General features: G+C 71.7%; 7 protein-coding genes. 1 reads left to right on the top strand and 6 read right to left on the bottom strand.

The window, feature by feature from the left end:
* Positions 1-1,632: an amidophosphoribosyltransferase gene (gene purF / locus C3V41_RS11545; protein WP_254423756.1), complete on the bottom strand. Its 1,632-nt coding sequence runs from the start codon at positions 1,630-1,632 to the stop codon at positions 1-3.
* A 927-nt stretch (positions 1,633-2,559) separates the two neighbouring features.
* Between purF and C3V41_RS11540 the strand changes: the two genes are divergently transcribed.
* Positions 2,560-3,423: a hypothetical protein gene (locus tag C3V41_RS11540; protein WP_106110372.1), complete on the top strand. Its 864-nt coding sequence runs from the start codon at positions 2,560-2,562 to the stop codon at positions 3,421-3,423.
* 593 nt (positions 3,424-4,016) lie between these two features.
* Here the strand turns inward: C3V41_RS11540 and C3V41_RS11535 are convergent.
* From C3V41_RS11535 to gdhA, 5 genes are all read right to left on the bottom strand, one after another.
* Complete coding sequence (locus C3V41_RS11535) at positions 4,017-4,391, bottom strand: sterol carrier family protein (protein WP_106110371.1); 375 nt, start codon at positions 4,389-4,391, stop codon at positions 4,017-4,019.
* Positions 4,392-5,618: 1,227 nt separating this feature from the next.
* Positions 5,619-7,688 carry a PTS fructose transporter subunit IIABC gene (locus C3V41_RS11530; protein WP_106110370.1) on the bottom strand — a complete coding sequence of 690 codons (2,070 nt, stop codon included), beginning with the start codon at positions 7,686-7,688 and terminating at the stop codon, positions 5,619-5,621.
* 152 nt (positions 7,689-7,840) lie between these two features.
* Complete coding sequence (locus C3V41_RS11525; RefSeq protein ID WP_106110369.1) at positions 7,841-8,830, bottom strand: 1-phosphofructokinase family hexose kinase; 990 nt, start codon at positions 8,828-8,830, stop codon at positions 7,841-7,843.
* A complete protein-coding gene (locus C3V41_RS11520) occupies positions 8,827-9,597 on the bottom strand; it encodes a DeoR/GlpR family DNA-binding transcription regulator (protein ID WP_106110836.1) in 771 nt (256 codons plus the stop codon). The genes C3V41_RS11525 and C3V41_RS11520 overlap by 4 nt, the downstream gene beginning before the upstream one ends.
* Before the next feature lie 1,090 nt (positions 9,598-10,687).
* A complete protein-coding gene (gene gdhA, locus C3V41_RS11515; protein ID WP_106110368.1) occupies positions 10,688-12,025 on the bottom strand; it encodes an NADP-specific glutamate dehydrogenase in 1,338 nt (445 codons plus the stop codon).
* Positions 12,026-12,564 lie beyond the last annotated feature (539 nt).

Raw genomic sequence — 12,564 nt, 5'->3', positions numbered from 1 at the left:
TTAGGATCTCGGAGGGGTGGTCGTGGGGCTGCCAGCGGCCAGGTCGGGGCGGCTCACCTCCCGGCTGGTGCCGCCCCTGCCGGGGGCGCCGTCCGGACGACGGCGGTAGACGCTGGGGACGTGGGAGACGGGCAGGGAGCTGACCGGGGTGCCGCCGGTGGGGACGGTCGTGGGGTAGGAGCCGGTGAAGCAGGCCATGCACAGCTCGGAGGCCGCCTGCCCGGTGGCCCGGACCATGCCCTCCACGGAGAGGTAGCCCAGGGAGTCGGCGCCGATGGACCGGCAGACCTCCTCCACGCTCATGGAGGTGGCAATGAGCTCGGCGCGGGTGGCGAAGTCGATGCCGTAGAAGCAGGGCCACGTCACCGGCGGGGAGGAGATGCGGACATGGATCTCGGCGGCCCCGGCCTCGCGCAGCATGCGTACCAGGGCCCGCTGGGTGTTGCCGCGCACGATGGAGTCGTCCACCACCACCAGGCGCTGGCCCTCAATGACCTCGCGCACCGGGTTGAGCTTGAGGCGGATGCCGAGCTGGCGCAGGGTCTGGGTGGGCTGGATGAAGGTGCGCCCCACGTAGGCGTTCTTGACCAGCCCCTGGGCGTAGGGGATGCCGGAGGCCTGGGCGTAGCCGATGGCGGCGGGGGTGCCGGACTCGGGGGTGGCGATGACCAGGTCGGCCGCTACTGGGTACTCCCGGGCCAGGGCGGCGCCCATGGCGTTGCGGGCGGCGATAATGCTCCGCCCGGCGATACGGGTGTCGGGGCGGGCCAGGTAGACGTACTCGAACACGCAGCCGGCCCGCTTGGCCACGGCGAACCGGCAGGAGCGCACGCCGTCGGCGTCAATGCGGAGGAACTCCCCGGGCTCGACCTCACGCACGAAGGTGGCGCCCACGATGTCCAGGGCGGCGGTCTCGGAGGCCACCACCCAGCCGCGCTCCAGCCGCCCCAGGACCAGGGGGCGCACCCCGTGGGGGTCGCGGGCGGCGTAGAGGGTGCGCTCGTCCATAAAGACCAGGCTGTAGGCGCCCCGCAGCATGGGCAGGACGCGACGGGCGGCCTGCTCCACGCTCAGCGGGGCCTGCGCCCGGGCGACGTCCTCGGGCGGTTCCATGCCGGCCTCGGCGACGTCGGCGGCGGTGTCCCAGCCGTCCACCTCCCCGCGCTCGGCCACCAGGCTCATGAGGGAGGCCAGGACGGCGGTGTCGGTGGAGGAGCCGCGGCCGAGCTCACCGGTGAGGTCCTCCCCGGAGGTGCGGAAGACCGCCTCCATGAGCTCGCGGGTGTTGGTGAGGTTGCCGTTGTGGGTCAGGGCCAGGGTGGAGGAGGAGACGGGCCCGAGCATGGGCTGGGCGTTCTCCCAGGTGGTGGCGCCGGTCGTGGCGTAGCGCACGTGACCTACCGCCTGGTGGCCGGTCAGGCCGGTCAGGGTGTTGTCGTCGAACACCTGGGAGACCAGGCCCAGGTCCTTGTAGACCCGGATGCTGACCCCGTCCGTGGTGGCGATCCCGGCGGACTCCTGCCCGCGGTGCTGGAGGGCGTACAGGCCGAAGTAGGTCAGGCGGCTGACCTCCTCACCCGGGGCCCACACGCCGAACACGCCGCACTCCTCGCGGGGCTTGGGGTCGTGCAGGACGTCGGTGGGACCGGAGGCTCGCCCACGGCCGGGGAGCGGCCGGGCAGGGGTGGGGTCCGGGGCCCTGGTGGGACCGGAGGCTCTGGCGGGGTCCGAGACGTCCTCCAGGACGTTGGCGGGGTCCGACGGCGCCACCGGCCCCAGGGGGTCGCACGCGCCGAGGGTGGTGAGGGTATCGCCTTCTCGCACCTGCCCAGTCTTGCACACCTGCGGGGTGGCTGCCGGGCCGCCCAATCACTCTCCCGCTCCCCCAGCTGCCACACCCCCACCCAAAGTGAACGTGCTCTCGGGCAGGTGGACGCGCCTCCGGGTAGATGAACGCACTTTCGGATGGTTGAACGCGCCTCCGAGCAGGTGGACGCGCTCTCAGGTGGGTGAACGCCGCCTGAGGTAGCGTTTACCTACCCGAGAGCGCATTTATCCCCCCGCGAGCGCGTTCACTCCTCCGCGAGCGCGTTCACTCCTCCGCGAGCGCGTTCACTCCTCCGAGAGCGCGTCCATCCACCTGCGAGCGCATTTACCCGCCCGCGAACACGTTCACCGCATCAGGAAGACGCTTGCCACCCCAGGATGGCGCGCATCGACGCAGAAGAGCGCCCACCCAAGAGCACGTCCACCCGGCAGGCGACCCACCGCCGTCCGGCACACCGATGCCCAACCAGCGTAGAGCTCCCTACAGTCACGCATCCATCGCTTGACAACATGAGCATATGTTGACCATCATAAGACATGGACTTACGGCAACCTTTAACGATACCAACGGTCGTCTCTGGCGCCGACCTTCCGGACGCGCTACCAGCACATGCTGTCCGTCTCGCGCGAGGCCAGTACCTTCTTGCCACCGTTCCCCCTCCCGCCTGGGCGCAGCAGCGGGAGGTCAGCCTGGCACGCCTCCTGGCAGTCAGTCGCGCCGCCCGCACACCGGTGCGCTTCTCCCACGAGTCCGCCGCCCTCCTGCACGGCGCCTGCCTCTACCGCCAGGAGCCTGACGTCCACACCACTCGCCCCACCTCCTCCGCCCGGACCTCTGCCCGACTGCCAAGCATGGTCTACGGCGGCCCCCTGACTCGGGAGCGCCCTCAGGGGCAGACCCCGGGCACGTCTCAGAGCTCCTCGCTCCTGAGGGGTCGTGAGGTGCGGCACCGGCGGCACACCCTGGCGGTCCCGGACTCCGACGTCACCCACGTCTACGGCCTGCCGGTCACGACGCTCCCACGCACGATGGCGGACTGCCTCCTGGATCTCCCCTGCCCTGACGCCCTCGTCATCGCCGACTCCCTGCTGCGCATCGCCGCTCGTCCTGACCGCTTCCACCCGGGCCCGGAGCGACAGCGGGTGCGCGACCTGCTCCGGGAGGTGTCCACACGCATAGAGCAGGCGTCCTGCCGACGGCGCCGGTTGCGCGCACGCCGCCTGCTCCCCTTCCTCAGCCCCTGGGCGGAGTCGCCCGGTGAGAGCGTACTGCGGCTGGCCCTGCTACGGGCGGGCGCCCCCGAGCCGGTGGCCCAGCACCCGGTCCAGGTCCGGGGAAAGTGGTACTTCCCGGACCTCGCCTGGCCCGCGCTCTGCCTGGGGGTGGAGTTCGACGGCGCCGTAAAGTACGCGGATCCGGGCACCCTGTACCAGGAGAAGCTCCGCCAGGAGCACCTGGCCGGAACAGGCTGGAGGCTGGTACGTGTGAGCTGGAACGACCTGCGCGGCGACGACGCGGCGCTCACGACCCGTCTGCTCCAGTGCCTGCCACCCGGGACGGCGTTCGAGCTCACGCCCCGGGCCTGGATGCGCTGACCCTGCGCCCATCACCCGCCCCTAGACGGCGGGCCCACGCTGGTCCTGTGCCGCTCCCAGACGGAGGGCTCACACTGACCCTGCGCCCGCCCCCAGACGGGGGGCTCGTACCGGGCACCCGTGTACACGCCGGTAGCGTGCCCGCGCCCGCCCCCAGACGGGGGGGATCACACTGACCCTGCGCCCGCCCCAAGACTTACCCGAGAGGGTCGGACACGCCTACGGCGGGCTCAACCGCGCCCAGGTCCGGGCTCGCCCCGTCCGCACAGCTGACTCCACGCCCAGGCACCCCACCCACCTGAACGCGCTCTCAGGCCGGTGAACGCGCTCTTGGGTAGATAGGCGCGCTTCCAAGCAGGTGAACGCGCTTTTACGCGGATGAACGCCGCCTAATGTGGTGTTCACTAACCCGTGAGCGCGCCCATCCCCCCAAGATGGCGTTCACCTGCCCAGAAGGACGCCCAACTTCCTGAGAGCGCGTTCAGCCCATGGGACCCGCTCGTCTCCGGTTGGCCCGCCGCCCTCGCCGCCAGCAAGCTTCTCGACCTGATGGGACCCGCTCGTCTCCGGTTACCCCCGTCAATACCCACCCCTCAGGCACGCAGGAGCGGCAGGTAGGGGCTGAGGTCGCAGCGCTCGCCGGAGGCGGCCAGGGCGCCCGACGCCATCGCCTCCTGCCAGCCCAGGCGTCCTGTGGCCAGGGCGAGCCAGGTGGCGGCGTCGGTCTCGACGACGCTGGGCGGGGTCCCTCGGCGGTGTACCGTCCCGGCTACGGCCTGGACAGCGCCAAAAGGTGGCACGCGGACCTCCACGCTCCGTCCGGGCGCGCAGGCGGCCAGCTCTTCCAGGGTAAAACGCACGGCGGTGGCCGTGACCTGCCGGGGCAGGGACTGGCCCTCCTGGGCCGCTGCCCACTGCCGAGCCGCGCGGGCCCCGTCCTGAAGGCTGACTCGTCGTCGTGCTGCCATGGCCCCAGGCTAGCCCCGCCCACGACAGGCCCCGCAAGACCCTGTCAGGAGCTGACCACGGCGTCCATCGGGAACCCCCGATCTGCTGGACGATGGTCAGGACGAGCTTGTCCCTGACCACGGCGTCCATCGACGTCGCACCAGCAAGACCTCGCCGGGAGCAGTTGGTGGCGGCCTGGCGGTCCTGGTCGGGCTCCCCGGCCTCACGAGCAGCTAGTACCGGAGGGGTCTCACGCTCCCGGCAGCACCGGGCGGCCGTGTCCCGCGGCCCGCCGCCCGCGGCCCCCTGGGTCCACGCTCCCGGCAGCACCGGACGGCCGTGCGGCCTTTGGTGAAGGGCGGCAGCGCGGCCTCACGCCTTGGCAGCACCGGGCCGACCGGCCCCTGGACACCCTGGCCCTGGCCCAGGCCGCACGCTCCCGGCAGCACCGGGCGGCCGTTTGGTGCAGCCTAAGACTTACGTTTGGTGCAGCCTGAGACTTGGGGTGCCGGGTACAGGCTGCGACGGTGCTGACGCCAAGACTACCGAGGACTCCCGCAGGGGACTGGGGACAAGCAGCTATCAGCTCTTAGGGCCTGGGGTGACGAGAACCCCGCAAGGGACTGGGTAAGGGACTACCGATGGTCCGGCGCGCCGGACCCTGCGATGCCCGCAGGGGCCGGGTGAGGGGTCACCTGCTACCCCATGAGTCACGGTTACTGGGCGATGCCCGCAGGGGCCGGGTGAGGGACTACCAATGGTCCGGCGCACCAGCGGAGGATCTCCGCAGGGGGCTGGGGACGAGGCACCTGGGCCCAGTCGGGCAGCAGCACACGACCCCCGCAACTACCCAGGCACGACGCCGCCCGGTGACCGTACCTGACGGTCACCGGGCGGTATTGCAGCCCCGGTCGGGCCGGGTGGGGAAAGCCCGACCAGAAGCGGCTATGAGGCGGGCACCGACGAGCTCATAGTCGGTGACCGCGGACTCGGCCCCCACGTGGACACGAGGCCCGGGCCAGGCTGGTCCTTGCGCACCCCGAAACGCAGCTCGACCCTCACGTGGGCACGAGGACCGGGGCGGCGGGCTCGCGCGCAGTGCGCACTGTCCAGGGGCTTCTCACGCGGCCGCGGGGCCAGGCGGGTCGAGGACGGCCCGAACTAGTCAGCACGGTGACCCTCACGCAGCCACAGGGGCCAGTACCGGAGACACCCCGGGCGACCAGGCCCTCGGCGAGGAGCCGACCCTACGCAGCCGCAGGGGCCGGGCTCTTCTTCTTGGCGGACTTCAGGACCACCACCAGGGCGGCGGACACCACCATCCCGGCCAGGATCGCCAGGACGAAGCCGAGGAAGTTCTCAATGGCGAAGAACACGAACACCCCGCCGTGAGGTGCGCGCGACCCCACGTGCATGGCCATGGACAGGGCGCCGGTGACGGCCCCGCCGGCCATGGTGGCCGGGATAATGCGCAGCGGGTCGGCCGCGGCGAAGGGGATGACGCCCTCGGTAATGAAGGACAGTCCCAGCAGCCAGGCGCTGCGCCCGTTCTCAACCTCGGCCTTGGTGAACAGGCGCGGACGCAGGAAGGTCGCCACGGAGATCGCCAGCGGGGGCACCATACCGGCGGCCATAACGGCGGCCATGATCTCCATCGTGGGAGGGGAGTCCGGGTTCAACCCCGCGGTGGCAAAGAGGTAGGCGGCCTTATTGACCGGACCACCCATGTCGAAGCACATCATAAGGCCCAGGATAACGCCCAGGATCATGGCCGAGCCGCCACTGGACATGGAGGTCAGGCCGTTCTGCAGACTGGTCATGAGAGCCGCCAGGGGCTTGCCCAGGAACATGTACATGACCGAGCCGACCACCAGGGTGGTGCCCAGCGGGATAATGACCACGGGCATGAGCCCGCGCAGCCACTTGGGCACATTGAGCCCGGCCAGCCAGGCCGCGAAGTAGCCGGCGAGGATACCGCCGATCAGGCCGCCGATAAAGCCCGAGTTCACGGCCAGGGCCACCGTGCCCATGGCGAAGCCGGGGGCGATGCCGGGGCGCCCGGCCAGGCCGAAGGCGATGTAGCCGGCCAGCGCCGGGACCAGGAAGCCCATGGCGGCCTGCCCCAGCAGCAGGAAGATCGAGCCCACGTAGAGCAGGAGACCGCTGGAGTGCGCGGCCCCCGCCACCTCGCCGGGCGGGTTCCACAGGGTGTAGTCCTTGAACACCGTCTGGGCCACCGACTGAGTGGCATCCTTGGGGTCGGTCAGGGCGATGTCGTAGCCACCGAGCAGGAAGCCCAGGGCGATGAGCAGACCACCGGCGGCCACGAAGGGGATCATGTAGGACACGCCGGTCATGACGGCACCCTGGAGGCGCCGCGCCCAGTGCTCGTCCTCCTCCTCGGCGGCGGCCTCGCCACCCTCACCGCCTGCGGGGACCCGGGCGGCGTCGGGGTCCTTCATGGCGGCCAGGGCCTGGTCCACGAGCTTGCCCGCGTCGTTGACGGCGGCCTTGACCCCGACGTCGATCACCGGCTTGCCGGCGAAGCGCTCACGGCCCTTGACGGGCAGGGCGTGGGCGAAGATGACGGCGTCGGCCTTCTCAATGAGGGCGGGGTCGAGCCAGTCGATCTTGCCCGAGCCCTGGCCCTCGATGTGGACCTCGACGCCGCGCTCCTTGCCGGCCTGCTCCAGGGCCTCGGCGGCCATGAAGGTGTGGGCGATGCCGGTGGGGCAGGAGGAGACGCCCACGATGACGGTCCCCTTGCTGCCCGCGGGGGCCGCGTGCGAGGTGGGCGCCGCCGTGGAGGCGGGAGCCGCGTCGGCGGGGGCGTCCTCCAGCAGCTCGGGCTGGACCTGCTGGGTGACCAGGCGGACGACGTCCTGGGCGGTGGGGGCGGCGCGCAGGGCGTCGGTGAAGTCGGTGCGCATGAGGCCGCGGGCGAGCTTGGCCAGCAGCTGGAGGTGGAAGTCGTCGGCCCCGGCGGGGGCGGCGATCATGAAGATGAGGTCGGCGTCCCGGTCGTCGGCGGCGCCGAAGCTCACGGGCTCGGCCAGGCGGGCGAAGCCCAGGGAGGGGGCGAGCACGTGGGGGCTGCGGCAGTGCGGGATGGCGATGCCCCCGGGGATACCGGTGGGCGCGGTGGCCTCACGGGCCAGGGCGTCGGTGGCCAGGCCGTCGGGCGAGCTGGCGCGGCCGGCGCCGGCCACGACGGAGGCCAGGAACTCGATGACGTCCTTCTTCTCCTTCCCGGGTGAGGCGTCGAGGGCGACGAGCTCAGGCACAATCAGTGGTACCTGCTGCGGTGCTGGTGACATTGTTCTTTCCTTGTGGGTCGGGTGACGAGGCGCTCGGGGTGGGGTGGTAATGAGTGCTGACGATCGATAATGAGCGGCGGCTCAGTGGTGCTGGCGACGCGGGGGCGCAGCCGCCGGGACGGCCGCGGCCCGGAGCCGGGCGCGGCGGGCGCTCACAGCGCGGTGACGACGGAGGCCAGCGAGGGCAGGTCGGCGGGCGTGGGCAGGGTGGTGCCGGGCAGGCTGGCGGCGGCCGAGCCGTAGGCCATGGCGGTGGACAGGCGCCGGGACTCGTCCCCGCCGCGCACGTCGGCCAGGACGTAGCCGGCCACGGAGGAGTCCCCGGCGCCGACCGTGGAGACCACCGGCACCCGCGGGGCGGTGGCGTGCCAGGCGCCGTCGGGGGTGACGAGCACGGCTCCCGCCGCGCCCAGGGTGGCCATGACGGCGCCGATCCCCAGGTCCACCAGGACGCGGGCGGCGGCGGCCACGGGCTCCAGGTCCCCGGCCATGGCCCCCTCCTCCAGGTCGGTGGCGCCCACCCCGGCCAGCTGGGCGAGCTCCTCGCCGTTGGGCTTGATCAGGTCCGGGGCGGAGCCGGGCAGGGCGGCGGCCAGGGCGGCCAGGGGGGCATCGGAGGTGTCCACGGCAATGCGCACCCCCAGGGGGCGCAGGAGCCCCACTAGGCGCACGTACCAGTCCACCGGGGCGCCGGGCGGCAGGGAGCCGGACAGGACCGCCCAGTGGTGCTCGTCCGTGGCGGTGGGCGGGGCGGAGGCGAGGGCCTCCAGCAGGGCGTGCTCGACGGCGTCGACCTCCTCCGCACTCAGGCCCGCGCCGGGCTCGTTGAGCTTGGTGGTGGTGCCGTCGGGCTCGGTGACGGCGGTGTTGACGCGGGCCGCCCCGGCCACGGGCACGGGCAGGGCGGTCAGGCCGGGCAGGCCCAGGGCGGCGATGGCGGCCAGGAGCGGGTCGTGCGTGGCGGCGGGCAGGACGGTGGTGACGGGCTGTCCGGAGGCGGCCAGCACGCGGGCGACGTTGACCCCCTTGCCGCCGGGCTCCACGGTGACGGAGGCCAGGCGGTTGACGGCGCCGCGCAGCAGCGGGCCGGGCAGGGTGACGGTGCGGTCGAGCGAGGGGTTGGGCGTGAGTGTGGTGATCATGTGGTGAGGACCTCTGCTCCGGTAGTGGTGATGGCGGTGTGGAGGCTGGTGGGTAGGGGGCGATCGGTGACCAGGACGTCGATGGCGTCCAGGGGGGCGAAGGAGACCAGGTGCTCCTGGCCGACTTTGGAGGAGTCGAGCAGGACCACGACCCTGTCGGCGGCCGCGACCATGGCCCGCTTGGTGGCGGCCTCCTCCGGGTCGGGGGTGGACAGGCCGTGACGGGCGCTGAGCCCGTTGGCCCCGATGACGGCGGTGTCCACGCGCAGGGTGGCCAGGGTGGCCAGGGCCTCGGGGCCGACGGCGGCCTGGGTGAGGCCGCGGACCTGACCGCCCAGGATCCGCACGCTGAGGTGCTCCTGGGGGGCCAGTGCCGAGGCGGTCAGGACCGAGGAGGTGATAATGGTCAGGGGCATCCCGGGCGGCAGGAGGGGGACGAGTGCGGCCACGGAGGTGCCCGCGTCCAGGATGAGGCGGTCGCCCGCCCCCAGGTCCAGGGCGCCCACGGCGACCCGGGCCATGGCCCGCTTGGCCTGAGCGTGAGACTGCTCACGTTCAATGACGGCGGTCTCGGGGGCGGCGACGGCGGAGGTGGCCACCGCCCCGCCGTGGACCTTGCGCAGAGCGCCGCGCCGATCCAGGGCGGTCAGGTCCCGGCGGATGGTCTCGACGGTGACGCTGTGGCGCTCGGCGAGCGCGGTGACGCTGACGCGGCCGTTGACGAGGACCTCGTCGACGATGGACTCCTGCCGCTCCTCAGCGCTCATCTGCCCCACGACTCCTCCTCCCTTGGATCATCGCCCGATCGGACGCCGATAAGAGGACTATAACGCCCGATCGGACATGTAGCCACACGATTTCGGACATTCCGGCCTCTCGGTAGGTGATTTGCACCACTATCATAGTGGTAGCGCGGCGATTGTTCACCTCTTACGCCGACGGCGTGGCCAGGGCCCCGCGGCACCCCCAGATCCGTGAGAACGGTACTTGTTCGCCGTGAGAACGGTACTTATTTGTCGCGAGAACGGTACTTGTTGCTCGTGAGAACGGACGAGGTGGCCAGCCGCCGCCGCGCCCTCGCGGCCCCGGGAGCACCCTCCCCAGCCGGGACCGCCCTCGTCGTCCTTGCGCCTGCGCCTGGAGAGAGCACCCCCCAGCCAGGAGCACCACGCTGGACGCGCGGACCGGCCCCCTCACGGTCTTGGGCGCCATGACGACGTCGGTCCGCCTCTGGGGCACGTGCGAACCGGCCCGCCGCCGACGGCCTGGCTACCAGACAGGCTGGCCGCCTCTGGGGCACGTGCGAACCGGCCACAGACCAGCCCGCCGTGGGCACAGACGCAAGAGCCCCCGCCTGGGACCCTTTCAAGCACTAGCGCCAGCCCGCCGTGGGCACGGACGCGAGAGCCCCGCCACCGTACGGTCCGCGCGGTGCGCCGCCGTCACCATGGGCACGGACGCGACGGGTGACCGTCGCCCCGGACCTCAGAGGCCCGGCAACTGTCACCGTGGGCACGGACGCGACGCCGCCTGGACGCACGAAGACCGGGCGACCCTCCGCAGGGTTACGGAGAGCCGCCCGGTCAGGTCGAGGCGACCAGCGAGGACGGAGACGCCGTCCGGGCCCAGGCCGCAGCAGGACCGCCTCAGCCGGTCACGGGTCAGGCACAGGGCCCGTTCTCGCGGCCAATAAGTACCGTTCTCGCGAGCAATAAGTACCGTTCTCGCGACGAATAAGTACCGTTCTCACGGCCAACAAGTACCGTTCTCGCGAGCAATAAGTACCGTTCTCGCGGGGCGGGCTGCCGGGGCGGGCGAGGCGGCAGACCTCAACGGCAGGACCTCAGCAGCAGGACGTCAGACGATGCCGTGGGCGATCATGACGTCGGCGACCCGAGTGAAGCCAGCGGCGTTGGCACCCAGCACGTAGTCGCCGGGGCGGCCGTACTCCTCGGCCGCGGCCACGCAGGAGTCGTGGATGTCGGTCATAATGGCGTCGAGCTTGGCCTCGGCGGTGGCGAAGTCCCAGCGGGTGCGCCCGGCGTTCTGCTCCATCTCCAGGGCGGAGGTGGCCACGCCGCCGGCGTTGGAGGCCTTGCCGGGGGCGTAGAGGATCCCGGCGGACTGGAAGGCCTCGACGGCCTCGGGGGTGGAGGGCATGTTGGCGCCCTCGGAGACCACGGCGCAGCCGTTCTTCAGCAGGGTGGCGGCGTTGGCGCCGTCGAGCTCGTTCTGGGTGGCGCAGGGCAGGGCGACGTCCACGGGCACGTCCCACACCCGGCCCTGGGTCACCAGGCGGGCGCCGGGGCGGCGCTCGACGTAGTCCTTGACGCGGCCACGCTCGACCTCCTTGACCTGCTTGAGCAGCTCCAGGTCCACCCCGGCCTCGTCGACGACGTAGCCGGAGGAGTCGGAGAAGGTGATCGGCTTGGCACCCAGCTTCTGGGCCTTCTCGATCGCGTAGATGGCCACGTTCCCGGCACCGGAGACCGCGACGGTCTTGCCCTCCAGGGTCTGGCCCCTGGTGGCCAGCATGGACTGGGCGAACAGGACCGTGCCGTAGCCGGTGGCCTCGGTACGCACCAGGGATCCGCCCCAGGCCAGGCCCTTGCCGGTGAGGACCCCGGCGTCGTAGGCGTTGCGCAGACGCTTGTACTGGCCGAACAGGTAGCCGATCTCACGGCCGCCCACACCGATGTCACCGGCGGGCACGTCCGTGGACGGGCCGATGTGGCGGGAGAGCTCGGTCATAAAGGACTGGCAGAAGCGCATGACCTCGGCGTCGGAGCGGCCGTGGGGGTCGAAGTCGGAGCCGCCCTTGCCGCCGCCGATGCCCTGGGCGGTCAGCGCGTTCTTGAAGACCTGCTCAAAGCCGAGGAACTTGATAATGCCGACGTTGACGCTCGGGTGGAAGCGCAGGCCGCCCTTGTAGGGGCCCAGGGCCGAGTTGAACTCGACGCGGAAGCCGCGGTTGACGTGGACAGCCCCGGCGTCGTCGACCCACGGCACGCGGAAGATGACCTGGCGCTCGGGCTCGACAATGCGTTCCAGGAGCGCGTCGTCGGCGTAGTGGGGGTGCTTGGCGATCACCGGGTCGAGGGACTCCAGGACCTCGCGCACCGCCTGGTGGAACTCGGCCTCGCCGCGGTTGCGCGCGACGACCTGCTCGTAGACCTTCTCAACAACGTCCTGCATGGGGGCTCCTTCGTGTACCGGAACGGTCCGCGCAGGAGCACGTCGTCGGGCAGGCGGTCTCCCGCGCTGGACCCGAGCATCCCACCCAGCCGTTTACTGAGACGAAATATCCCGCCCACTGGTCTCGCAGCGTATGGGGCCGACGGACGGCGATCCCGCCCCCGGCGACGTCCTCCTGAGCGGCTCCACGAGCTGTGGGGCCGACGGACTTCTTCCAGGGCAGCAAGGCCGGTGCGGTGCTGGTCTCGCAGCGTATGGGGCCGACGGCCCCGGCACCCTAGCGGGCCCCGCGACGTCCAGGCGCCGGGATACCGGGGAGCGGCACGCACAGCACCACCGACCCCGGCAGCCTCACGGGCACCAGGACCCCGGCGTTTTCGCCGCCGGGGTTCTCGCCGTCCAGGCAGCCTTACGGGCACCAGGATCCCGGCGGAGGTCTCGGACGCTGAGCTCCCCGGGCTGCGGCAGCCTCACGGGCACCAGGATCCCGGGCACCAGATGGCACCCTTCCCCGGAATCCCCGGGCAGCCTTACGGGCG

The organism is Actinomyces sp. oral taxon 897 (assembly GCF_002999235.1).
Lineage (GTDB): Bacteria > Actinomycetota > Actinomycetes > Actinomycetales > Actinomycetaceae > Actinomyces.
The sequence above is the reverse complement of the archived record's forward strand: the minus strand, read 5'-3'. Positions and strand labels throughout refer to the sequence as shown.